Origin of the sequence: Stenotrophomonas sp. PE591 (assembly GCF_018320795.1) — a bacterium.
Lineage (GTDB): Bacteria > Pseudomonadota > Gammaproteobacteria > Xanthomonadales > Xanthomonadaceae > Stenotrophomonas > Stenotrophomonas maltophilia.
The window spans coordinates 70,280-94,361 of the sequence record NZ_JAAOKO010000007.1 but is presented as its reverse complement, the minus strand read 5'-3'; the positions used below and the strand labels follow the sequence as shown (position 1 = coordinate 94,361).

The 24,082-nt window shown below is 67.2% G+C and carries 22 protein-coding genes and 1 pseudogene; 7 read left to right on the top strand and 16 right to left on the bottom strand.

The features are described 5' to 3' along the window. Position 1: 1 nt before the first annotated feature. The 14 genes from JLDANKMP_RS16335 to JLDANKMP_RS16270 form a co-directional block, all read right to left on the bottom strand. Positions 2-772, bottom strand: a complete 771-nt coding sequence (locus tag JLDANKMP_RS16335) for a glycosyltransferase family 2 protein (protein ID WP_212561649.1) — start codon at positions 770-772, stop codon at positions 2-4. After that, on the bottom strand, positions 762-2,447 hold the full coding sequence (locus JLDANKMP_RS16330; protein WP_049417923.1) for an AMP-binding protein: 1,686 nt from the start codon (positions 2,445-2,447) through the stop codon (positions 762-764). The genes JLDANKMP_RS16335 and JLDANKMP_RS16330 overlap by 11 nt, the downstream gene beginning before the upstream one ends. Then, complete coding sequence (locus tag JLDANKMP_RS16325) at positions 2,440-2,991, bottom strand: hypothetical protein (protein ID WP_005414874.1); 552 nt, start codon at positions 2,989-2,991, stop codon at positions 2,440-2,442. Before JLDANKMP_RS16325 ends, JLDANKMP_RS16330 begins: the two co-directional genes overlap by 8 nt. 22 nt (positions 2,992-3,013) lie before the next feature. Further along, positions 3,014-3,271 carry an acyl carrier protein gene (locus tag JLDANKMP_RS16320; protein WP_005411609.1) on the bottom strand — a complete coding sequence of 86 codons (258 nt, stop codon included), beginning with the start codon at positions 3,269-3,271 and terminating at the stop codon, positions 3,014-3,016. Positions 3,272-3,288: 17 nt separating this feature from the next. Next, a complete protein-coding gene (locus tag JLDANKMP_RS16315) occupies positions 3,289-3,546 on the bottom strand; it encodes a phosphopantetheine-binding protein (protein ID WP_005411610.1) in 258 nt (85 codons plus the stop codon). Beyond that, positions 3,533-4,330 (bottom strand): lysophospholipid acyltransferase family protein, encoded by a 798-nt coding sequence (locus JLDANKMP_RS16310; protein ID WP_005414875.1) that lies wholly within the window; start codon positions 4,328-4,330, stop codon positions 3,533-3,535. The genes JLDANKMP_RS16315 and JLDANKMP_RS16310 overlap by 14 nt, the downstream gene beginning before the upstream one ends. Beyond that, complete coding sequence (locus JLDANKMP_RS16305) at positions 4,323-5,066, bottom strand: beta-ketoacyl synthase chain length factor (RefSeq protein WP_005411612.1); 744 nt, start codon at positions 5,064-5,066, stop codon at positions 4,323-4,325. The genes JLDANKMP_RS16310 and JLDANKMP_RS16305 overlap by 8 nt, the downstream gene beginning before the upstream one ends. Positions 5,067-5,283: 217 nt before the next feature. Continuing rightward, entirely contained in the window at positions 5,284-6,297 is a 1,014-nt protein-coding gene (gene cydB, locus JLDANKMP_RS16300) for a cytochrome d ubiquinol oxidase subunit II (protein WP_005414876.1), read from the bottom strand. Between the two features lies 1 nt (position 6,298). Continuing rightward, entirely contained in the window at positions 6,299-7,696 is a 1,398-nt protein-coding gene (locus JLDANKMP_RS16295) for a cytochrome ubiquinol oxidase subunit I (protein ID WP_049417921.1), read from the bottom strand. Between the two features lie 129 nt (positions 7,697-7,825). Continuing rightward, complete coding sequence (locus JLDANKMP_RS16290; protein WP_212561648.1) at positions 7,826-9,025, bottom strand: FtsX-like permease family protein; 1,200 nt, start codon at positions 9,023-9,025, stop codon at positions 7,826-7,828. 1 nt (position 9,026) lies between these two features. Continuing rightward, positions 9,027-10,322 (bottom strand): ABC transporter permease, encoded by a 1,296-nt coding sequence (locus JLDANKMP_RS16285; RefSeq protein ID WP_249336969.1) that lies wholly within the window; start codon positions 10,320-10,322, stop codon positions 9,027-9,029. A 320-nt stretch (positions 10,323-10,642) separates the two neighbouring features. Continuing rightward, complete coding sequence (locus JLDANKMP_RS16280; RefSeq protein WP_212561646.1) at positions 10,643-10,858, bottom strand: hypothetical protein; 216 nt, start codon at positions 10,856-10,858, stop codon at positions 10,643-10,645. Then, the gene (locus tag JLDANKMP_RS16275; RefSeq protein WP_212561645.1) at positions 10,855-11,508 is read right to left on the bottom strand and encodes a sigma-70 family RNA polymerase sigma factor; all 654 of its coding nucleotides are present in this window, start codon (positions 11,506-11,508) and stop codon (positions 10,855-10,857) included. The genes JLDANKMP_RS16280 and JLDANKMP_RS16275 overlap by 4 nt, the downstream gene beginning before the upstream one ends. 36 nt (positions 11,509-11,544) lie before the next feature. Beyond that, positions 11,545-11,874 (bottom strand): hypothetical protein, encoded by a 330-nt coding sequence (locus JLDANKMP_RS16270; protein WP_005414880.1) that lies wholly within the window; start codon positions 11,872-11,874, stop codon positions 11,545-11,547. A 168-nt stretch (positions 11,875-12,042) separates the two neighbouring features. Here JLDANKMP_RS16270 and JLDANKMP_RS16265 point away from each other — a divergent pair, with 168 nt between their 5' ends. The 7 genes and pseudogenes from JLDANKMP_RS16265 to JLDANKMP_RS16235 all read left to right on the top strand — a co-directional run bounded on the left by JLDANKMP_RS16265 (position 12,043) and on the right by JLDANKMP_RS16235 (position 20,439). Further along, entirely contained in the window at positions 12,043-14,415 is a 2,373-nt protein-coding gene (locus JLDANKMP_RS16265; protein WP_212561644.1) for a S9 family peptidase, read from the top strand. Then, positions 14,412-14,831, top strand: coding sequence for an NUDIX domain-containing protein (locus tag JLDANKMP_RS16260; RefSeq protein ID WP_005411620.1), 420 nt, complete (start codon positions 14,412-14,414; stop codon positions 14,829-14,831). The genes JLDANKMP_RS16265 and JLDANKMP_RS16260 overlap by 4 nt, the downstream gene beginning before the upstream one ends. A gap of 30 nt (positions 14,832-14,861) precedes the next feature. Next, complete coding sequence (locus tag JLDANKMP_RS16255; RefSeq protein WP_005411621.1) at positions 14,862-15,422, top strand: hypothetical protein; 561 nt, start codon at positions 14,862-14,864, stop codon at positions 15,420-15,422. 35 nt (positions 15,423-15,457) lie between these two features. Then, positions 15,458-16,579, top strand: coding sequence for a hypothetical protein (locus tag JLDANKMP_RS16250; protein ID WP_212561643.1), 1,122 nt, complete (start codon positions 15,458-15,460; stop codon positions 16,577-16,579). A gap of 37 nt (positions 16,580-16,616) precedes the next feature. Continuing rightward, a pseudogene (locus JLDANKMP_RS22460) lies at positions 16,617-18,229 on the top strand (hypothetical protein). Positions 18,230-18,283: 54 nt separating this feature from the next. Then, on the top strand, positions 18,284-19,180 hold the full coding sequence (hemF, locus tag JLDANKMP_RS16240) for an oxygen-dependent coproporphyrinogen oxidase (protein ID WP_005411624.1): 897 nt from the start codon (positions 18,284-18,286) through the stop codon (positions 19,178-19,180). Positions 19,181-19,275: 95 nt separating this feature from the next. Next, complete coding sequence (locus JLDANKMP_RS16235) at positions 19,276-20,439, top strand: hypothetical protein (RefSeq protein WP_212561642.1); 1,164 nt, start codon at positions 19,276-19,278, stop codon at positions 20,437-20,439. Between the two features lie 42 nt (positions 20,440-20,481). Here JLDANKMP_RS16235 and JLDANKMP_RS16230 read toward each other — a convergent pair whose 3' ends face one another. After that, positions 20,482-20,961, bottom strand: a complete 480-nt coding sequence (locus tag JLDANKMP_RS16230) for a YetF domain-containing protein (RefSeq protein ID WP_212561641.1) — start codon at positions 20,959-20,961, stop codon at positions 20,482-20,484. A 340-nt stretch (positions 20,962-21,301) separates the two neighbouring features. Next, positions 21,302-24,076 carry a DNA polymerase I gene (gene polA / locus JLDANKMP_RS16225; RefSeq protein ID WP_212561640.1) on the bottom strand — a complete coding sequence of 925 codons (2,775 nt, stop codon included), beginning with the start codon at positions 24,074-24,076 and terminating at the stop codon, positions 21,302-21,304. Positions 24,077-24,082: the final 6 nt, after the last annotated feature.

Genomic DNA, 24,082 nt, shown 5'->3' with positions numbered 1-24,082 from the left:
CTCAGCGCTGCCCCCGCAGGCGGCGCCACAGCAGGCGCGGTGCGCGCCAGAGCATGCCGAAGAACAGGCGGGTATGCATGCGGCTGATGCGCACGTTGTCACGCCACACATCGAAGTGCGACACGCCATCGGCGGGATAGGTCACCCGCGTGGCCAGGTGCTCGACCGGCAGCTGTCGCCAGTACAGGCGCACCATCACCTCGGTATCGAAATCCATGCGGCGGCCGATGGTCTCTTCACCGATCAGGCGCAGCACCGGCGGCAGCGGATACACGCGGAAGCCGCACATGGTGTCGCGCAGGTGCAGCGACAGCGTGTTGATCCAGACCCAGATGTGGGTCGCGTAGCGGCCATACAGGCGCGCCTTGGGAACACTGGCGTCGTAGGCCGGAATGCCGCAGATCACCGCACCCGGGTGCGCACGCGCCGCCTCGGCGAAACGCGGCAGGTCGGCGGTATCGTGCTGGCCGTCGGCATCGATCTGCAGCACGTGGCTGTAGCCACGCGCAGCGGCCTCGGCAAAACCGGCCAGCATCGCCCCACCCTTGCCCTGGTTGATGTCCAGGCGCAGCAGGTCGACGCCCTGGCGCTGTGCCAGCGAACGCAGCACCGTCGCGCACGCTTCATGCGAGCCATCGTCGACCAGCAGGCACGGCAGCCCGGCGGCCTGCACGCCGTCGACCACCGCCCCGATGGCGTGCTCGTGGTCGTAGACGGGAATCACCACCAGTGGCGCGAACGCGGCACCGGCAACGGCCGGATCAGTCCGCATCGGCGAAAACCACCTTGCCGCTGGCATGCACACCGTGGCTGGAGGTGTAGCGGAAGGCCAGCACATTGCGCGTGGCATCCCAGTCCAGCTGCAGGGTCAGCTCATCGCCCGGGCGGGCCACGTGCTGGAACTTCACCGCATCCATGCGCAGGAATCCGGCCGGCATGCTGAACGCCTGGCGGCCAAAACGCACGGCCCAGTCCAGCTGCGCCACGCCGGGCAGGATCGCCGCCTGCGGGAAGTGGCCCTGGAACGGCCGCAGCGCCGGGTCGAGGGTCATGCGCAACGTGGCGCTGGCAGCATCGCGGTGAACCCAGACCGGCACCGGCATGAGCGGCTGGAACAGCGCCGCCAGTGCCGCCTGGGTGACCTTACCTTGTGCATTGATCGGCAGCGCCTTCACCAGGCGCCAGCGGCGCGGCCGGGTGACCGCGTCATGCGCCTGTGCCAGGCGCGCGCCAAGGCGCTGGCCCAGCGCGCGGCGCGCGGCGTCACCGCCCTCCAGCAGCGCCAGGCTGGCCGGTACCACCACCGCTGCCAGCTGCTCACGCTGTCCTGGCAGGACCAGTACTCTCACATCGTCCACTTCGGTGTCTTCGCGCAGCGCGCGTTCCAGCGCATCCAGCGAAACGCGGCGCTCCTCGATCTTGACGATGCGGTCGGCGCGGCCCAGCAGGCGGAAGCGGCCATCGGCCAGGGCTTCGACACGGTCCTGGGTGCGCCACCAGTCGAGGGTTTCCAGATGCGCCGAGGCGACGGCCAGGCAGCCATCCTCAATGCGCCACTGCACGCCCGGCAACGGCTGCCACGGTGGCAGGTCGGTATCCCAGCGGCGCCAAGCGATACCCCCGGTTTCGCTGCTGCCGTAAACCTCGGTCGGTGCCACGCCCAGCCATTGCCGTACCTGGCGTGCGGCTTCTTCGGGCAGTGGGCCACCGGAGGAGAACACCGCGCGCAGGCGGCCGTGCAGGCTGGCCCAGTCGAGCTGCTCGGGCAGGCGCTTGAGGTGGGCTGGCGTCGCCACCAGCACCGTGTCGGTGCCGGCCAGCGCGCCCACCAGGTCTTCGTGGAAGAACCGGCGCGGATGGATCAGGCGGCCGGCGGCCAGCGGCCACAGCACCCGGAACAGCAGGCCGTAGATGTGCTGGTGGGACACCGTGCCATGCACCTGCACGCCTTCCAGCTGCGCGCCGAACGCAGCCTGCAGCGCATCCACCTCGCGCGCCAGCTGGTCCATGCGCTTGTTGATCGCACTGGGCTGGCCCGTGCTGCCGGAGGTGAACACGCACAGCTCGCAGGCGCGCTCGTCCAGCACCTGCAGTTCGCCGTCCACGCCAACGGTGGGGGCAACCAGCGCTCGGTAGTCGGCGGAAACATCGCCGGCAAAACCGCTCACCTGTGGCTGCAGCGCCTGCAGCGTGGCCGGCAGGTTGTCGGCAGCCAGGAACACCCGCTTGCCGGCATGCCAGGCGCCGAACAGCGCAGCAGCGAAGGCCACCGCATCATCGAAGTACAGGGCCCAGTCACGGCCATCGGCGGCAGCAAAGGCCGCACGCCAGGCCAGCACCCGCTGGCGGAAGCGGGCATGGTCGATCACCTCGCCATCGCACACGCCGATGCTGCGCTGCGGCTGCGGGTCCACCAGCAGCCGGTCCAGGGCAATCCACTCAGCCATGCGCGTGCGCTGCCTTGACCCGACGCCGCACCAGCCACTCACCTGCAAACAACACGCCCATCATCACGTACGCCAACAATCCGTTGTAGAGCATCCAGACCCGGTCCGACGCGTAAAGCGCGGTCAGCAGGGCCAGGCTGCCGTTGAGAACGAAGAAGCCACACCACACCTGGGTGACGCGGCGGGTATAGGCCACCGCGAACGCCGGCAGGTCCGGCTCCTGCAACCGCGCCAGGCGTTCCACCAGCGGCGGGCCGAAGCGCAGGCTGGTGCCGAACACCGCCAGCATCACCATGTTGACCAGCGCCGGATACAGCTTCAGCGGCAGGGCCTGGTTCAGCACGGTGGCCAACACGGCCAGCAGGCCGGTTCCCGCGGCGGCGGCCCACCACAGCGGCTGGCGCGTACTCAGCGCACGCAGCAGCGCCAGGGTGAACAGCAGCAGCGACAGCCAGCGTGGCTCGAAACGGCCCATCGCCAGGTACACCAGCACCGGGTAGGCCAGCGAGATCGCAGCCACCACGACCGTGCGTGCGCGTGCCATGGCGGAGCCGCCGGCGCTGCGGTCAGGCGGCTGCCTGGTCCGGCAGCAACCCATGCACGACATCGACGATGTCCTGCACGGTGCGCACGGCCTTGAACGCTTCCGGCTGCAGGTTGCGGCCCAGCAGCGGCTTGAGCTGCACGATCAGGTCGACCGCATCGATGCTGTCGATATCCAGGTCGTCGTACAGGCGTGCCTCGGGGGTGATCCGGGCGGTTTCGATCTCGAAGCTGTCGGTCAGGATGCTGACGATGCGTTCGAACAGTTCATTCTTGGTCATGGCAATTCCTGGCGCCGTTACGACTGGCGGGCGGCGACGAACTCGCCGAGCGCGCGCACGCTGGAGAAATGGCGACGGGTTTCTTCCGAATCGGCCGAGAGGCTGACACCGTACTTCTTCTGCAACGCCAGGCCCAACTCCAGCGCGTCGATCGAATCCAGGCCGAGGCCCTCGACGAACAGCGGCGCGGTCGGATCGATGTCCTCCGGCGTGATGTCCTCCAGCGAAAGGGAGGAAATGATCAATTCCTTGATCTCGTGCTCAAGTGCTTGCACGGGGCGGCTCTCCAGACAGGTCGAAATAACGAGAAAGGTGCTCGGTAACGCGGCGTGCCGCCAAGGCATCCCCCCTTGGCGAGTCGTCTTCGGCCAAGAAAGGCGCGATCGGGATATCTTCGCCGATCTGCAGCCGAACGTGAAAGCGACGTGAGGGGACACGATACCACTTCTGTCCCTTGGTCAGGGTTGGCGGGCTGCAGGTGATCCGCACCGGGGTGACGTCGATGCGGCCCCGTACGGCGATGTTGGCGGCCCCGCGCTGCAGGCGCGGCGGCTGCCCGGGCACGCTGCGGGTGCCCTCCGGGAAGATGACCAGGGTGCCGCCGGCATGCACCGCGGCCACGCAGTCATCGACCAGGCCGGCGCCATCGTCATTGGAGATGTAGCCGGCGGCCCGTACCGGACCGCGCATGAACGGGTTGCAGGCCACGGCCCGCTTGACCACGCAGTCGGCGTTGGGAAGCAGCGAGATCAGGCAGACCACGTCGATCAGGGTCGGGTGGTTGGCCAGCACCAGCAGGCCGTCACGCTGCAGGCGTTCACCACCCTCGATCTCGTAGGTCATCACCCCCAGCCCGCGCATCAGCCGCAGATGGCTGGCGAACGCGACCTGGACCACGCGCCGGGCGCGCCGGCGACGGGCCACCGGGTCCCTCATCAGCAGCAGTACCGGCATCACCAGGACGCCGAGCAGCAGCCCGCCCAGGCCAAACGCAACAAAGCTCAGGCCGGTGCCAAACACCCGCCAGGCGTGGTCGAGGCGGCGCGGCAGCTCACTCACGGCGGCCCCAGCGCCAGCGCTGGCCATGGGCCACGTGCTCCAGCGCTGGCGCGCCGGACAACAGGAAGCGATGCAGGTCCAGCGCGTGCGGCAGCAGGCCGGGCACAGTGCTGGCCTGGCCGTCGGCCGGCTGCCACTGCAGCGCCAGCGTCGGCCGGCCCTCTGCTGGCGCGGTCAAACGCCAGCACCAGGCGAAGAACGGGTCGGGTTCGTCGGCGAACGTCGCGTAAACCTCCGGTAGGGGCGACTCGTAGACCACCACCCGTACCTCGCGGGCGCCATCGGCAAGCAGGGCGACGGCCTCCAGGCACGCGGCTTCGACCGTTGCCTGGCCAGCAGCCAATGCCAGGTAGTTGCCGCGATGGCCGCGGGCGATTGAATACAGCGCGGCGATCGCGTTGTGCACCGACAGGCCAAATCCGGTGGGCGACAACGGCTGGTCGCCGACCAGCGCCCCCAGCAGGTCCATCGAACGTGCGACGTCGCCATGGCGGCTGGCGAACACCAGCGGCACGTCGCTGTCGGCCCCCTGCCCGTCCTCGCACCAGCACGCGGTCTGGATCGCCATGCGGCCCAACCGCTCGATGCGACGGCGTTGCATTGCCGGAACCTCTGCCAGTGCCGGCGTATCCCCGCCGTGCGGCAGGTACGGCGCTTCGGCCCAGCCCAGCCACTGGCTACGCTCGCTCAGGCCGGGCGCCCACGCGGCCCAGTCGACGATGGAGAATTCAATCATTTAGCGTTGGTGCTTCAACGGGAGAACGATAGGCACGAGCCATTACGGCGACGCGCGGCGGCCCCCCATTCCTGCAGCCGTGCGTCCGTCCAGGACGTCGCCGGCTGCCCCCCTGGCTGCCGGAAAGGAGCGCACGCTAGCACGTCCCGCCCGGGGTGTGCAGGTTTCACATTCCCCAACACGGGGCCCGGCACCGGCGGGCCCCGCCTTCAACCCGTCAGTGGTAACCGGTGTCGGCGTGCACCTTGCCGCGGAACACCCGGTACGACCACGCCGTATAGCCGAGGATGACCGGCAGCAGAATGACCAGCCCGACCAGGGTGAAGCCCAGCGAGGAGGCCGGCGCGGCGGCCTGCCACAGGGTCATCGACGGCGGCAGCAGGTACGGCCACATGCCCAGCACCAGGCCAAGGAAACCAAGCACGAACAGCGCCAGGCTGAGCAGGAACGGCGGCAGGTCGCGGCGCGGATGGGTCGCACTGCGCCACAGCGCTGCGGCCACCGCCAGGGTCAACAGCGGCACCGGCGACAGCCACCAGAAGTTGCCGTCGCTGAACCAGCGGGCCATCAGCCGCGAATCGAGGAACGGCAGCCAGCTGCTGACCAGGCCCATCGCTGCGATCACCGCCACCACCAGCGGCCGGGTCATCTGCCGTGCCAGCGCCTGCACGCGGCCTTCGGTCTTCAGGATCAGCCAGGTGCTGCCCAGCAGCGCATAGCCGGCCACCAGCGCGGCACCGGTCAGCATCGCGAACGGGCTGAACCAGGCGAACGGTCCGCCCTGGTAGACGCCGTCCACCAGCGGGATGCCCTGCACCAGGGTGCCGAGGATCACGCCCTGGGCAAACGTGGCCAGCAGCGAACCGAGGCCGAACGCCACGCTCCACAGCCGGCGCGATCGATGCGCCTTGAAGCGGAACTCGAAGGCCACGCCGCGGAACACCAGCGCCACCACCAGCAACAGCACCGGCAGGTACAGCGCCGACAACAACACCGCATAGGCCTTCGGGAACGCCGCCAGCAGGCCGGCGCCACCCAGCACCAGCCAGGTCTCGTTGCCGTCCCAGATTGGCGCGGCGGTGTTCATCATCAGGTCCAACTGTTCCTCGTCCTCGGCGAACGGGGCGAGGATGCCGATGCCGAGCACGAAACCGTCCAGCACCACGTACATCAGCACGCCGAAGCCGATCACCGCGAACCACGCCACCGGCAGCCAGGTCATCAGGTCCATGTCAGCGCTCCTCCAGCGGTTCGTCGGCTGCCGACAGCGGGCGTGCCGGGGTGTGGCTGCCGTGGTCCAGCGATGGCCCATCATCGTGCGGACGCGGTCCGTGGCGCAGGATCTTCACCAGGTACCAGATGCCCCAGCCGAACACGAAGGCATAGCCGACCACGTAGACACCCAGCGACAGCGCGGTCATCCACGCGCTCTGCGGGCCGACCGCATCAGCAGTGCGCAGCACGCCATACACCACCCACGGCTGGCGGCCCATCTCGGTGACGAACCACCCGGACAGCAGCGCGATGAAGCCGCTGGGCAGCATCCAGTTCCAGCCGCGCAGCAGCCTCGGCGAATCCAGCAGCTTCCTGCGCCACAACTGGAACGCCGACACCCAGGCCAGCAGCAGCATCAGCGTGCCCAGCCCGACCATGATGCGGAAGGCGAAGAACACCGGCGTCACCGGCGGCCGCTCGCTGGACGGTACCGAAGTGAGCGGGTCGAAGGTGCCGTCCAGGCTGTGGGTGAGGATCACGCTGCCCAGCTTCGGGATGGCAACTTCGAAATCATTGCGCTCTTCCTTCTCGTTCGGCAGCGCGAACACCACCAGCGGTACGCCCTCGCCCTCCTTGGTTTCATGCCAGTGCGCTTCCATCGCCGCGATCTTCATCGGCTGGTGCTTGAGCGTGTTCAGGCCATGCATGTCGCCGACGAAAATCTGCACCGGCACGGTCAGTGCCGCGAACGCCACCGCTGCGATCAACATGCGCCGGCCCGCTTCCACGTGCGTGCCCTTGCGCAGGTACCACGCGCCCACGCCACCGATCACGAAACAGGTGGTGATGAACGAACCCAGCGCCATGTGCGCCAGCCGGTACGGGAACGAAGGATTGAACACCACCTGCCACCAGTCCACCGGATGCACCACGCCGTTGACCATCTCGTAGCCGGCCGGCGTATGCAGCCAGCTGTTGGACGACAGGATCCAGAACGTGGAGAACAGCGTGCCCAGCGCCACCATGCAGGTGGACAGGAAATGCAGGCGCGGCGAGACGCGGCCCCAGCCGAACATCATCACGCCGAGGAAACTGGCTTCCAGGAAGAACGCGGTCAGCACTTCGTAGGTCAGCAGCGGGCCGATGACCGTGCCGGCCACCTCGCTCAGCCGTGGCCAGTTGGTTCCGAACTGGAAGGCCATGACGATGCCGCTGACCACGCCCATGCCGAACGACACCGCGAAGATCTTCTGCCAGAAGAAATACAGCTCGCGCCACACGGGCAGCTTGGTGCGCAGCCAGCGCCATTCGATGAAGGCCAGCCAGCTGGCCGTGCCAATGGTGAAGGCGGGGAACAGCACATGGAAACTGATGACGAACCCGAACTGGATCCGGGACAACAACAACGCGTCCAAGGGACGCCTCCTGCCTGTGACCGGTGGGATACCGGACCACTTTAGGAGGATTTCGTTAAGACGGGATGCGACCGGGTGACGCGCTGCTTCACTTTGTCGCAGGTGAAGCTGGGTGACAGGATGAATGGGCTACAGGGGCTTCAGCAAGGTCAAGGGCGGCTCCTTGGCGATTCGCAGGGCCCGGGGTACCAGTGCAGTCAAGCAGGCCGCCATCACCAGCACGACAGCGCTCGATATCGAGAACCACGGTGAACCTGTGCTGCCGTCCTGCGGCGACCCTACCCACTGCAACGACAACGCGCCGAGCAGGGTGCCCAGCGTGGTGAACAGTGAAACCTCGAACATGATTTCGGCAAAGATCACGGACCTGCGAGCACCCAATGTCCGTCGGACCCCAATGGAGTGCCGGCGCCGATCAAGCCACGCGCCCACAACTCCGGAAACGCCGGCCATCAGCACACCGAGAACAACGGCGGTCATGACCGCGAGCACGGTCGTAGCGAAGCGATCAGCTTTGACGTAGGCGTCGCGATAACCCGCCAGCGTCTCGACACCGGCTGGATGCATGATCCGATAAGGCCGCTGCAGCGCATCGGCGGTGCGATCAAGCGATGAACGATCAACCTCCGACCTCCACTTCGCCAGATAATAGCGACTGGCGCCCATGGGAAGGCCCGGGAGCAGCACCCACTGCGAGTCCCGCTCATTGCCGCCTGGCGCCGGTCCAGCAACAGACGCAAATACGCCCACGATGACCCGGCTGCTGCCGGGGCCGAAATACAGGTGGCGGCCAACAGCATTCCCCGTTCCGAATAGATGGGCAGCCAGCGATTCACTGATCAGCACCACCGGAGCGCCTTCAATCATGTCGTCCTCCGTGGCATCGCGCCCCAGGACGATTCCCGCGCCCAGCATCGCCAGCAAGCCAGAGCTTGCAGTTACAACGGGAACGCGATCACATCCAGCAACGTCTGCCGTGCCCGCGTTCATCGAATGCACCATGGCCGACTCACTGGTGCATACGCCGTATCGATGGGCTCTTCCCCCGAATGGAACAGCGTCGCTCACAACCGTGTCCTGAACACCGGGCAGCCGGATCGCGGACAGGTCTGCCCGCAGCACTGCCGCATCCGCGCCGTCTTCGACATCAGAGACTCTGACCACACCAATCGATGCTGCCTCCCGGATGCTCCCGGCGTTCAATCTGGCGAAGCTGTCCAGCGCAGATTGCAGTGCGAACGCACATGCCAGGCTTGCAAGCGCTGCCTGCACTGCAAGCAGTGCGGCGCTTCCCAAATGTCGTCGGGTCCCCCTCATCGATTCGAACATTTCAGGCAGCCCCCTTCGCGAAGGCACTCGACAGGGACCTGACCCTGCAGATTTCAAACGACGGGACCAATGAACAGAGCAGCGTCGTGACGACTCCCAGGCCAGCGGCCATCAGCATTGCCCCAGCATGCATCGCCGTTATCGCGCTGGGCAGAACGTCTCCCGCAGCAACCACCCGGATTCCCAGCGTGTAGGTGACGACAGCGAGCACACTGCTTGCGGCTCCCGCCGCGATGGATTCCCACATGAGCTGGATGAACACGTCCCGACGTCGCGCTCCCAGTGCACGTCGTATCGCGAGCTCCCGCCGACGGCGCCCCAGACTGAAGCTCAGCAGCGCCGCCGCGTTGACGATGCACACACCGAGAAGGATCAGTGACAGCCGAAGCTGCATCCTGGCCCGCTCTGGAACCAATCCCAGCCTGTCCAGCCACTCCGTCAACGGCCAGAGTGCCACCTGCTGGGTGCCTGGTTCGATCCGAAGGCCCTTTGCCTGTGCATAGGCATCCAGATTCGCCCGGTAGGCGGCGACATCATCCGCGGTGGGCAGCCACGCCCACAATTGAAGCCATGACACGTTGGCTCCTGCAGGATCCGTGTCCTGGTCACCCCCCCAGATCGCCGTCCCGTCCACAACAGTCAGCCTGTCCGCGATTGCGGTCTCAACCGGCAGGTAGATCTCGTCAGGCTCCACAAACGGCCGGCGTGTGAGATCTCCCTGAAACATCGGCACCGGATGCCAATCCTCCGCGACACCCACAACAGTGTAGGTGCGCCTGCCCAGTTCCAACCGATGACCAACACAGTCCTGCGCACACTCGCGCTCAGCGAGCGCACGCGACAGGACCACTATACGACTCGCAGCATGCCCCTCCTCGGCGGTCCATGCGCGCCCTTGAACAACAGCAATGCCAAGAACACTGAACACTTCGGACGTTGCGAACCTCGCACGCAGCCTTGCGCTTGAGGCTCCCGGCCGGGAGAGCGTCACCGCCCCGCCCGCCATGGCGGCGTGCTTCCACGACCTCCCCTGGCCCAGAAGCGCCTTCGCATCCGGCCAGGTCAGTGCCTGTCCCGGATCCGGGGAACCACTGCGCAGAGCATCTGGACGCGCGTCAAGGTACGGGCGGAACAATGCGGAGCTCCGGCCTGGCGCGGGATCCGACGATGCCTGGAGAACAATGGAGAGCATCACGGTCGTGATCCCCACCCCCGCACCCAGCATGAGAGCGATTGCCAGATGAGTGCCGATCCGTTGCTTGAATCGGGCAAGCGAAAGCTGGATGTAGTAGAGCATCATCCAATTGCATCCGGCGTTGGATTACTGGCGCACCTGTCCATGTGATTCTCACTCCATACCCGTGGAAGCTGATGGTTGAGAGTCTCTGATTGTGAAACTCCGACTCAAGCGGAGGCATGGAGTTTGCAACTTTCCTCAGGAAACACACGTAGCTCGCGGACCCTGGATAGAGCGACTGCCACTGATGACGAGGCCGACGTGACGGAGTCTGACGGGAAAGGCCAACTGCCGACGTGGAGACAATGCCCGACGCTTGGATATCTGATCGGAAGTTGGAGGAAGAAGCGCCCAAAGCAGTTGCGGGCGTCAATGTTCTTCTAGACCCAGAAGTACCAGGCCGCTGCAGCCAACAGCGCGCCAAACAACACAACCTGCACCATCACATAGCCCACGCCACTGTCGCGCGACTCAGCGGCAATGCGCTTCTGCAGCGCCTCGCTCACATCCGGCGTTTCTTCCTGCTGCACCTGCTCACGCAACGCCTGCGCCAGCGCGCGCTTTTCCGCATCGCGAGAGTCGGTCGATTGAGTCACAGCAGTTCTCCGGCGGCGGCATGCCGCGTCAGTTCCTGCTTCAGGACTTGGCGCGCGCGGTACAGGTGGCTCTTGATGGTACCGCGTGCCAGTCCGGTCACCTGCTCGATCTCGGCCAGATCGAAATCCTCCAGGTAATGCAGGCCGACGATCAGGCGCTGCGGCGCGCTCAGCCGTTCCAGTGCCGCGCCGAGCTGGCGCCCGGCCTGCAGCGCCTCGCTCAACTCGGCGGGCCCGGGGCCTTCATCGCCGATCCCCAGTTCCTCCGGCACCTCCACGGCCACCATCCATTGCGCCTCCAGCCGCCGCCGGCGCAGGTGCTGCAGCGCGGTGGTGTAAGCGACCCGGGATACCCAGGTGCGCAGCGAGCATTCAAAACGAAACCGATGCAGCTGGCGGAACACAGCAAGGAAAGTTTCCTGCAGCAGGTCGGCCACCTGATCGCGGTCGCCCACCATGCGCCCGATCACATGCGCGCAGGTGCGCTGGTGGGTCTCCACCAGCTGCGAAAAGGCCGCCTGCGAGCCGTCGACGATGGCCCGCACCAGGGCCTGGTCCGCATCCAGCGGTGCAGCGGGTGCCGCCGTCGCCGCTGTATCGTGGCGGCGACGGCCCCGCAGTGCCGACAGTGCTTCGCCGAGCAGGCTCATCTACGGGGCGCCCCCTGTGCCCGTGGCACGCCTGCCTCAGCCCTTGCGTGCGGCAGGGCGGGTGAAGTGCCAGGCCAGCAATTGGCCGAGGCCGGCACTGCCGACCAGCGCGGCAGCGGCACCAAAGGTCAGGTCACGCGCACCGATGGCCTCCAGCAGGGCCATGGCCAGCGCCAGGCAGACCAGGCTGATGCCCCAGCGCAACGCCCCCTGGCGGCGCCGCTCTTCTTCCAGCACGGCCAGCGAGCGGATCACTTCCTCCGGCACGTGCGGGGCCACCAGCTTGCTACGCGCGCGGGCATCGGCAATGGCGTGGATCGCGTAGGCGATGCAGATGAAGAGGGTGATCGGGATCAGTTCCTGCATGGTCGGGCTCCTGTTCGATGGATGATGCGGGTTCAGGAGAATGGATGCGCGAGGTCGGCCAGCGGTTGCACTACTTTGCCAATCCCGCTGCCATGACCTGTGGCCCCTGCCCCCGGCCCTTGCGGCTGCTACGCTTGGCCGGTTTTCCTCTACTGGTGCCGTCCGCCCATGTTCCGAGTGCTGCCCCTGTCCCTCCTGCTGTCGGCCGTGCTGGCCGCACCGGCCGCGCATGCCGCGCCGACGCCGATCACCATCGAACAGGCCATGGCCGACCCGGACTGGATCGGCCCGCCGGTCGAGAAGGCTTGGTGGTCGTGGAACAGCCAGCAGGTGGAGTACCAGCTCAAGCGCAACGGCAGCCCGGTGCGCGATACCTTCCGCCAGCCGGTGGCCGGTGGCGTGGCCGCGCAGGTGGCCGATGACCAGCGCGGCACCCTGGACGTGGCCGAGCCGGTCTACGACCGCAGCCGCAGCCGCAGCGCCTTCGTGCGCAATGGCGACGTGTTCGTGCGCGACCTGCGCAGCGGCGCGCTGACGCAGCTGACCCGCAGCAACGAGCGCGCGGGCAACGTAAACTTCGCCGCCGACAATGGCGTGATCTGGCGCGTCGGCCAGAACTGGTTCCACTGGGCCGCCGCCAGCGGCGTGCAGCAGGTGGCCAGCCTGAAGGCCGAAAAGGATCCGCGTACACCGCCGAAGGCCGACGTGCTGCGCGACCAGCAGCTGCGCACGCTGGAAACCCTTCGCCGCGACCGTGACCAGCGCGAAGCACTGAAGGACCAGGACCAGCGCTGGCGCCAGGCTGACCCGACCCGCGCGCCGGGCCCGGTGTACCTGGGCGCCGACGTGGAGATCGCCGACAGCGTGCTGTCGCCTGACCTGACCCACCTGATCGTGGTGACCAAGCCAAAGGACTTCGATGACGGCCGTGGCGGCAAGATGCCGCTGTACGTGACCGAGTCGGGCTACGAGGAAACCGAGGACACCCGCACCCGCGTCGGCCGTAACGGCTTCGAACCGCACACGCTGTGGTACGTGGACGTGCGCACCGGCAAGGCCGAGAAAGTCTCTCTGGCCGGCCTGCCGGGCATCAGCACCGATCCGCTGGCCGAGCTGCGCCGCAAGGCCGGCAAGGACGCGCTGAAGGGCGAGCGCAGCCTGCAGGTGATGAGCGACTTCATGGGCGGTGGCATCCGCTGGAGCCCCGATGGCCAGCAGGCCGCGGTGATGCTGCGTGCCAACGACAACAAGGACCGCTGGATCATCAGCGTCAACGCCGCCGACGGCCGCGTGCAGAACCGCCATCGCCTGACCGACAACGCCTGGATCAACTGGGGCTTCAATGATTTCGGCTGGATGGCCGATGGCCGCACGCTGTGGCTGCTGTCGGAGGAATCGGGCTTCTCGCACCTGTATACCCAGTCCGGTACGGGCAAGCCGCAGGCGCTGACCAGCGGCAAGTGGGAAACCTCGGCGCCGGTGCTGTCGGCCGACGGCAAGGGTTTCTACTTCCTGTGCAACCAGCAGGCGCCGCATGACTACGAAGTCTGCGCGGTCGACACCGGCAGCCGCCAGGTGCGCGAGCTGACCAGCCTCAACGGCGTGGAAGACTTCTCGCTGTCGCCGGACGGCCAGCAGCTGCTGGTGCGCTACTCCGGCGCCTACCTGCCGGCGCAGCTGGCCGTGGTACCGAGCACCGGCGCAGGCCAGGCCCGCGTGCTGACCGACACCCGCACTGCCGAGTTCAAGGCGCGCCAGTGGATCCAGCCGAAGCTGGTGGCGGTGCCGTCCAAGCATGGCGCCGGCGTGGTCTGGGCCAAGTACTACGAGCCCGAAAACAAGGAACCGGGGAAGAAGTACCCGATCGTGATGTTCGTGCACGGCGCCGGCTACCTGCAGAACGTGCACCAGCGCTACCCGGCCTACTTCCGCGAGCAGATGTTCCACAACCTGCTGGTGCAGAAGGGCTACATCGTGCTGGACATGGATTACCGCGGCAGCGAGGGCTACGGCCGCGACTGGCGTACGGCGATCTACCGCAACATGGGCCACCCGGAACTGGAAGACTACAAGGACGGCCTGGACTGGCTGGTCGACACCCAGCAGGGTGACCACGACCATGCCGGCATCTACGGTGGTTCCTACGGCGGCTTCATGACCTTCATGGCCCTGTTCCGCTCGCCGGGCACGTTCAAGGCCGGCGCCGCGCTGCGCCCGGTGGTGGACTGGCACCAGTACAACCACGGCTATACCAGCAACATCCTCAATACCCCGGACATCGATCCGGAGGCGTACCGCGTGTCCTCGCCGATCGAATACGCGCAGAACCTGCAGGACAACCTGCTGATCGCCCACGGCATGATGGATGACAACGTGTTCTTCCAGGACTCGGTGAACCTGACCCAGCGCCTGATCGAACTGCACAAGGACAACTGGTCGATCGCACCGTACCCGCTGGAGCGCCACGGCTATGTGCGCGCCGATTCCTGGCTGGACCAGTACAAGCGCATCCTCAAGCTGTTCGAGCAGAACCTGAAGTGAGCAACGCCGCGGCCACGATCCACATCGTGGCCGCGGTCATCCTGGATGACCGCGGCCGGGCGCTGGTGGTACGCAAGCACGGCGCCAGCCGCTTCATCCAGCCGGGCGGCAAGCCCGAACCCGGCGAAGCGCCGCTGCAGGCGCTGGCCCGCGAACTGGACGAAGAACTCGGTGTGCAGCTGTGCGCCGAAACCGCCATCGCGCTGGGCACCTTCGAGGATTGGGCGGTGAACGAACCCGGCCATCGCGTGCAGGCACAGGCCTGGTGGGTGCGGGTGGACGGCACGCCACAGGCATGTGCCGAGATCGCCGAACTGGCCTGGGTGCCACTGCAGCCGCCGCATGGCCAGCCCTTGGCACCGTTGAGCGAACACCATATCCTGCCGGCCGTCGCCACCCGGGTGACGGCCCGCTGATCGCGCGGGCACCGATTGCAAGGACACCGGATGTCAATGTCGATCCCGCCGATTCCCTCGCTGGTCCAGCCGACCTATCACGCCTGGGTGCGCCCGATCGCACACGCTTCGTTCTGGCTGTCGCTGCTGCTCACGGTGTACTTCGTGATGCAGGGGCTGCTGCTGTGGCCGCTGCACAACCTTCCGATCTGGCATCTGGTTGAGAGGGAAGTACAAGACCAGCACCTGCACAGCCTGACCTGGCTTCTGGCGCATCCGGTGGCCGCGTCGATGATTGCCGCGCTGCTGTGCCTGGCCTCGACGCTGGCCAGCTGGGGCCTGCTTCGCGAGCGCAGCTGGGGCCTGTGGAGCTTTGTGGTGATCCTGCTGCTGAGCGCATTGGCCAACTTTGCGATCGCCGGCTGGTTGGACGTGTTCATGCGTGACGTCATCCCGTTTCTCTCCGACGACGCCGTCCTGCAGCAGGAACTCCATCTGAAACGCTGGTTGATCACGCTGACCGTGGTGGCCATGTCATTGGTGCTCCTCGGCCTGCAGGGCTGGCTGGCCTGGCGCCTGTTGCGGCCGGACCTCCGCTCGCGCTTTCACTGAGCCACACCCCTTTCCCGCACGACAAGGACCGTCGCTTGCGCTTGCCGACCCTTCTCCCCGCATTGCTGCTGTTGACTGCGCTGCCTGCCAGCGCCGACGCGCTGCAATGTGGCGAATACCGCAGCGCCGATGGCGGCATGGCTCTGGTGTTCACCACTCCGGGCAGCGGCTACCACCACGATGATGGCAGCGAGCCGCAGCCGCTGTGGGTTGATCGCGGTGCGGCACAGACGCGGTTGGTCATGCTCGACGATGGCGTGGCGCAGCCGATCCGGATCAGCGCCGATGGGCAGCGCATCGAGCACGACGGGGTGGTGCTCTACACCCTGCGCCAGCCCCGCGCCTGCGCCAGCGAGCCCAGCGCGATGGATGGCAGCTGCCGCGCCGCTGGCAGCCACTGCGTTGCACGGCTGCCCACGGCCTCACCCGGCCAGGCCCAGCGTGCGTGCAGCGAAGGCGTTGGCGCGGGCTGCTCGGCGCTGCTGCGCCAGCTTCGCGATGGAACAACTGTAGCCGGCAGCGATGACACCAGCCCCGCGCGCTTCGAACGCCCGCCCATCTGCCGCGAACACACGCCCGGCCATGACCCGCAGGCCTGCGAGACGCTGACCGGCGATGCGCTGGCCGCCGCCATGCAGAAGGTCGGTGAACGCCTGCAACAGGAGGACGAAGACATGCCGGATTCACCGCTTCCGGCCGCTGCACGCGATCGCCTGCAGCAGTTGTGCCTGCAGCACCGCAGTGGCCGCTTCTGCGTCGAAGTAGCCGCACAGCAACTGATCGCGCTGGAGCCCGCATCGGCGGTGCAGGCGCTGCAGGTGGTCTGCGATGCCGGCCGCACCAGCGCCTGCGAACGCATCGCACCGCTGCGCGGTCCCGGCGCCGACCTGCGCCTCGTCCCGGCCCAGCAGGTGCCCTGCGGCCGCTACCAGGCCGATGGAGGCGTGATCGACAGGCTCGACTTCGGCGATGGCACCCGGGCCCGCCTGCAGAACGGCGCCATCCACCTGCAGCAGAAAGGCGAAACCCTTGTGCTGCGCCAGTTCGGCAACGGCGATCTGCTCGGCATGGATGCGCAGACCGCCTACCAGCGTTACCAGCCCGTGCCCGGCACGGCAGAATGTACGCCCCCGCGCGAGGGCCGTGGTTCGCCGTAGCGCCTGGAGTTTCCCGTTCGATCGTCAAGGAGACGACATGCATTCACCCGCACCGCGCCAGCGCTGGCTGGCCTGGGCGTTGCTGCTGGCCGCACCGATGGCCGCCGCACAGTCACCGCAATGCGGCCTGTTCAAGGCTGACGAAGGCAGCAGCACGCTGCGCATCAGCTCACCCAACCGTGGCGAACAGAAGCACTTCGGCAGTGCGCCGTCTCCGGTCGCATTCCAGCAGATCGACGGAAAGCTGCAACTGGTGAACCTGGAACATGGCCTGCCCAGCGCGCTGCAGGTGCGCGACCGTGGCCGCACGGTCGAAGTGGATGGCACGACCTACATCCTGCTGGCCCCCGAACAGTGCGCCGCCGCAGCCACACCGGCTGAAGGCAGCTGCCTGGCCAATGCCGTGGCCTGCCTGGACAACCGTCACGAAGCCACTCCGGCCGCGCTGGAAGCAGGGTGCCGGGAAGGCGTGCCCGGCATGTGCCTGCAACTGGCTGATCGTTGGCATGAGAGGCTAAACCTGTCGTCGAAGCCGATCCTGTCCAGCAGAAGGCGGCCCTCGACGCCGCCCTGTCCGGTATCAAGCTCCCCGCTGCCTGTGACAACGGTGGCTTCGAACAGGAAACCCCGGCATGTGCCGCCGCGCTCGAGGCCGACCCCGCAGTGCAGGCGCAGCTGGTCAAGGCCGCGATGACGGCTGCCATGACCGAAGCCATGGTGACGATGACGGCGCCGACCGTGCCGTTGATCATGCCGGCTGAGCGGCGGCAACAGTTGTTGCGGCTGTGCCGCGAGGTAGCGCATGGCGGCTTCTGCGAGCGGGTGGCCGAACTGTCCTGGGACGCGGGAGATCCCCTGCCGGCGGTGCAGGCGCTGGCTGCGGCCTGCACACCGGGCAACGACACCGCCACCTGCGAGCGTCTGCCGGCGTTGCAGGCGCTGGGCGCATCATTGCAACCGCAACCGGCAACGGCCCTGCCCTGCGGCAACTACCGGGCCGATGGCGGTCTGATGGACACGCTGGACTTCGGTGACAACGGCCTGGTCGGCGTTGGCTGGAACAGTCATCTCCGCGCCCGCGTCGAAGAGGGCGACATCCGCATCCGCCACGACAGGGGCGGCGACTTCGTGCTGCGTCCGCTGCCTGGCGGCCAACTGCTAGGCCTGGATACCTGGACCCGCTTCCAGGTGTTCACCCCAACTGGCGATGGCCCGGGCCGCTGCAGTGCACCGAAGCAGTACACCGTGCTGCCGCTACCCCAGGATTGCCCGCAGGCGCTCGCTACCGGCGGGGCGGAAGCCTGCTGCGCGCAGGGCAGGCTGCAGGGCTGCAACATACTCGGCAACCGCTTTGCGCTGTCCGGGCACTGGCTGCAGGCCGCCGAGCACTACACCACGGTCTGCCGCGCCGGCGTCCGCGAGGGCTGCGAGAACCTGGTCACGGCCCAGGGCAACGGTGCCGAGGTGGATGCACATGCACTGCTGGACCGGCTGTGCAAGGCCGACCGCAGTGGCCTGCACGTGGCCTGCGACGTGCTCGGCACCCAGAACTGGGAACTGATCGATCTGGGCCGCGCGCTGCAGAAGGCGGCCGATGACGCGGCATCAGACGACACCCCGCCGCCACGCCATTCCAACCGCAAGCGCTGAGCCGGCCAGGGCCTGTCCGCAGCTTCGGGCGGGCCCTGCGGTAAAGTACGCGCCATGAACGAATTCGAGCGCGTGCGCGCCTACCTCACCGACCTGCAGGACCGCATCTGTGCGGCGATCGAGGCCGTCGATGGCCGGGCCCGCTTCCAGGAAGACCTGTGGCAGCGTGCCGAGGGCGGCGGTGGGCGCACCCGCGTGCTGCGCGACGGCGCGGTGTTCGAGCAGGCCGGTATCGGCTTTTCCGATGTGTCCGGCAGCCGCCTGCCGCCGTCGGCCTCGGCCAACCGCCCGGAACTGGCCGGCGCCTCCTGGCGCGCCACCGGCGTGTCGCTGGTGTTCCACCCGCTCAACCCCTACGTGCCGACCACCCATGCCAACGTGCGCTTCTTCCAGGCACAGCGCGACGGTGAAGTGGTGGCCAGCTGGTTCGGCGGCGGCTTCGACCTGACCCCGTTCTATCCGTTCGACGAGGACGTGCAGCATTGGCACAAGGTGGCACGCGATCTGTGTGCTCCGTTCGGCGACGAACGCTATGCCGCGCACAAGCGCTGGTGTGATGAGTACTTCTTCCTGCGCCACCGCAATGAAACGCGCGGCGTCGGCGGGCTGTTCTTCGACGACCTGCACGGCGACTTCGAGCGCGACTTCGCTTATCTGCGTGCGGTCGGCGATGGTTTCCTCGACGCCTACCTGCCGATCGTGCAGCAGCGCAAGGACACCGCGCATGGCGAGCGCGAGCGCGAGTTCCAGCTGTACCGCCGCGGCCGTTACGTGGAGTTCAACCTGGTCTACGACCGCGGCACGCTGTTCGGCCTGCAGAGCGGCGGCCGCAGCGAGAGCATCCTGATGAGCCTGCCGCCGCGGGTGCGCTGGGAGTACGGCTTCGTCCCGGAAGCGGGCAGCGCCGAGGCGCGCCTGGCCGACTATCTGGTGCCGCGCGACTGGCTCTGATCTTCCGGCGCCACGCCTGACCCGTGGCGCCCTCTCCTGCCTGTGGTGCGCCCCGCACCGGACAGGCCCTGCTCACTTCCTTCAAGGATGACCCCATGCCCGCTGCTGTTTCCCCCCGCCCCCGCGCTGTGGGCTGGCGCTCCCTGCTGTTGCTTGCATTGGCCTCGGCCAGCCTGCCGGCCGCCGCTCAGTCGATGGCCTGCGGCACCTACAAGGACAGCAACGGCAACACCACGCTGACCCTGGAGAGCGAAGGCCACGGCTTCCTGTCCGGCCCCTACCAGGCCACCGAGGAGCTGCGCATCGCCCGCCAGGAAGACGTGCTCGGTACCGGCAACCTGTCCACGGGCCAGCTGGAAAACTGGTACTTCTCGGACAACGACCGCACGATCAGCACGCCCTATCGCGAGTTCACCCGTGAGCACGCCGCCGCCTGCAAGACGATGCCGCAGCCCGTCGAGGGCGGTTGCGTGATGAACACCTCCGAGTGCCTGGAGGCGCTGCCAGAGGCCGCACCCGTGAAACTGCACGCCTGGTGCGCCGAGGGCGTGGGCGCAGCCTGCATGCGCCTGCTGGAGACCTACCAGCAGCAGGCCAAGGACGCAGCGCCCAGAAAGGAAGAACCGCCGATTCCCGAGATCTGCAGGGAGGAGCTGCCCTCGTTCGACGCCGAGGGTTGCATGACGGCAGCCAAAGAGATTGCCTCGGAAATGATGGGCAAGGCCCTGCTCGGCCTGCAGCATTCCGTGGATGCGCCTCTGCCACCTGCACAGCTTGATGAACTGATCGAACTTTGCCGCGTGCAACAGGGCGAAACGTTCTGCGCCGACACCGCCGAAACCTTGTGGAGCAGTGGCCGCCTGCAGGAGGCCCGCGATGCGCTGCAGCGGTCCTGTGCGCAGCGCGCGGATGCCCCGGCCTGCGGTCCGGCCAAGGACCTTGCCGTTCTCGCCAGCGCCCCCGCGGCAGCGCTCACGTCGGTGCCGGCCGCCGCACTGCCCTGTGGCAGCTTTGAAGCCGAGCGCAGCGCGCTGTCGCAGCTGCGTTTCCTCGAGGGTGGTGTGGTTGAGGCCGGTGGTCGCGAACAGCCACTGCGGGCAAGCCTGCGCGATGGCCGCATCCTCATCCACCGCGATATCGGCAGCGACTTCGTGCTGCAGCTGCTGCAGAACGGCAACCTGGTCGGTATCGACAGCGGCAATCGATTCGCCTATTACGAGCGCAAACCGGCGGCCGGCAATACCCGCTGCACACCGTGAATGATGCCCTGTAGCGCCGAGCCCATGCTCGGTGCTGCACGATCAGGTGCCCTTCCGCGGAAGGATGGTGATGTGCCCGGTCGTCTCCAGCAGGGCGATCTGCACATCCTCGATCCGCAGGCCACCCTGCTGGCGCAACGCAGCATCGAAATCGGCCCGGCTGATCAGTTCGCGGCGGAGAACACCCTCCAAAAGCCGGCCATCGCGCGCGATTACGGTAGGTTCTCCTTCGATCATCCGCTCCATGCGTCGATTCCGGGTGCTCAGCCAGCCCACCCCATAGTTGAGCAGGATGAGGGTCGCGGCCAGCAGCAGGCCGCCGCCCAGCGAGGTATCGGTGCCCAGCAGCGCGTTCTGCACCGCATTGCCCAGCAGCACGATCAACAGCACGTCGAAGGGCGTGATCTGCCCTAGAGCCCGCTTGCCGCCAAGCCGGACCATGCCCAGCACCACGACATAGACCACCACCGCGCGCAGGATGAACTCCCACCAGGGCATTGCCAGTGCAAACAGATCGGGCATGGTCTTCCCCTGTGGGACGGTAGCCCAGCCTAGCACCAAGGATCTGACCCCATCCCTGGTGCTGCGGCGGCACAAATAAAAAGCCCCGCTGACCAGGGGGAGGTCAACGGGGCCGGGGAACGGGCACTTGGGGAGGAGTCCCCGTTCCGAGATCTGCTCCAGGGGATGGGAGAGATCCACAACAGGCGTTGCGCCTGTCGAGAGTTATAGAAGCACTCCGAACACTAACGGTTCGTGAAGGGGCCCAATTTAATGAACCTCGATCAGGACAACATTCATGATCGAGTCAGAAACCTCTGACGAATGAACGAATTCACGTCGTTTTCGGCCTGAAATGCCCTCAGTGCGCTTCGTCCCAGTTGTTGCCGACGCCGGTATCGACCACCAGCGGCACCCGCAGTTTGGCCGCTTGCGACATGCGCTCCACCACCTGCAAACGCAAGTCTTCAACGAAACTGCTTTCGGTTTCGAACACCAGTTCATCGTGCACCTGCAGGATCATCCGTGCCGGTGCGCCGCTGTCACGCAGCCACTGGTCCACGTCCACCATCGCGCGTTTGATGATGTCGGCGGCGGTGCCCTGCATCGGCGCGTTGATCGCCGCGCGTTCGGCACCGGCGCGCAGGCCCTGGTTACGTGCATGAATGTCGTTCAGGTACAGGCGACGACCAAACAGGGTTTCCACATAGCCCTGGTCGCGGGCCTGCTGGCGCATCCGCTCCATGAAATCGCGCACGCCCGGGTAGCGGCTGAAGTACAGCGCCACGTAGTCCTGCGCCTGGCCACGGTCGATGCCCAGGTTGCGGGCAAGGCCGAAGGCGCTCATGCCGTACATCAGCCCGAAGTTGATCGCCTTGGCGGCGCGGCGCTCGTTCGGGGTCACTTCCTCCAGCGTGCGCCCGAACACCTCGGCGGCGGTGGCACGGTGCACGTCGGCGCCCTGCTCGAAGGCACGCACCAGGCCCGGGTCCTCGGACAGGTGGGCCATGATCCGCAGTTCGATCTGCGAATAGTCGGCCGCCAGCAGCTGGAAGCCCTCCGGCGCCACGAACGCGCGGCGGATGCGACGGCCGTCCTCGGTGCGGATCGGGATGTTCTGCAGGTTCGGGTCCGACGAGGACAGGCGGCCGGTGGCGGCACCGGACTGGTGGTAGCTGGTATGCACGCGGCCGGTGTCCGGGTTGACCATCTCCGGCAGCTTGTCGGTGTAGGTGCTGCGCAGCTTGGCCAGCCCGCGGTACTCCAGGATCACGCGCGGCAGCTCGTGCTGGTCGGCAATCGCCTCCAGCGCCTCTTCATTGGTGCTGGGCTGGCCCTTGGGGGTCTTCACCACCGCCGGCAGCTTCAACTCGTCGAACAGCACCGCCTGCAGCTGCTTGGGCGAATCCAGGTTGAAGCTGCGCCCGGCCAGCTCGGTGGCTTTCTGCTGCGCGGCCAGCATGCGCGAAGACAGGTCCTGGCTCTGCCGGCGCAGTTCGTCGGTGTCGACCCGCACGCCGTTGGCTTCGATGCTGGCCAGCACCGGCACCAGCGGCATCTCGATGCCGCAGTAAACGCTGTCCAGCGCCGGCTCGGCCAGCAGCTGCGGCTGCAGCGCGTGATGCAGGCGCAGGGTGATGTCGGCGTCCTCGGCGGCGTAGCGGCTGGCCTCGTCGATGCCGACCTGCGAGAACGGAATCTGCTTGGCGCCCTTGCCGGCCACGTCCTCGAACTTGATGGTGCTGTAGCCCAGGTAGCGCAGCGCCAGCGAATCCATGTCGTGGCGGGTAGCGGTGGAATTGAGCACGAAGCTCTCGAGCATGGTGTCGTCGTGGTAGCCCTGCACCTGCACGCCGTGGCGGCGCAGCACGTGCAGGTCGTACTTGCCGTGCTGGCCCAGCTTCTTCTTCGCCGGGTCCTGCAGCACCGGGCGCAGCGCGTCCAGCACCTGCTGCATCGGCAGCTGGGCCGGCGCACCCGGGTAATCGTGGCCGACCGGAATGTACGCCGCCCTGCCCGGCTCGACGGCCAGGCTGATGCCGACCAGGCGCGCACGCATCGCGTCCAGCGCATCGGTTTCGGTATCGAAGCTGATCAGGTCGGCCTGCTGCAGGCGCTCGACCCAGGCCTGCAGCTGCTCGCTGGTCAGCACGGTCTCGTATTCACCCGGCGCGGACAGTGCCGGATCCAGCGTGCCGGCGGCGGGCGCCTCGACGCTGCCACGCGCGAAGCCGGCCGCAGTGCCGCGCAGGCTCGGGGTCGCCTCGCTGGCGGCCACCGGTGCCGGCACCGGCGCACCCAGCTCCTTCAGCGCCTGGGTGAAGCCGTAGCGCGCATACAGCTCGGTCAGCTCCGGCACGTCCTGCTCGCGCAGGGCCAACGTGGTCGGGCTGGCGTCCAGCGCCAGGTCGGTGCGGATGGTCACCAGCTCGCGGTTCAGCGGCAGACGCTCCAGCGCGGCGCGCAGGTTTTCGCCGATCTTGCCCTTCATGGTCGGCGCGGCCGCCATCACCCCATCCAGGTGCTGGTACTCGGCCAGCCACTTGGCAGCGGTCTTCGGCCCGCACTTCTCGACGCCCGGCACGTTGTCGACCGCGTCGCCCATCAGCGCCAGCAGGTCGATGATCTGGTCGGCGCGCACGCCGAATTTCTCCATCACCGCCGCATCCGAATCCATGCGGCTGCCGGTCATGGTGTTGACCAGCTCGATGCCCGGGCGCACCAGCTGGGCGAAGTCCTTGTCGCCGGTGGAAATGGTCACCTTCAGGTCCTGCGCCAGGCCCTGGAGGGCCAGCGTGCCGATCACATCGTCGGCTTCCACGCCGGGGACGCGCAGGATGCTGATGCCCAGCGCCTCGACGATGCGGCACATCGGCTCGACCTGGCTGCGCAGCTCATCGGGCATCGGCGGGCGGTTGGCCTTGTACTGGTCATACAGGTCGTCACGGAAGGTCTTGCCGGGCGCATCGACCACGAACGCGACGTAGGCCGGGCGTTCCTTCAGCGTCGAACGCAGCATGTTGACCACGCCGAACAGTGCGCCAGTGGGTTCACCCTGTGCATTGGACAGGGGCGGCAGCGCGTGGAACGCGCGGTACAGGTAACTGGACCCGTCGATCAGGACTAATCTGCTCATGGGCCG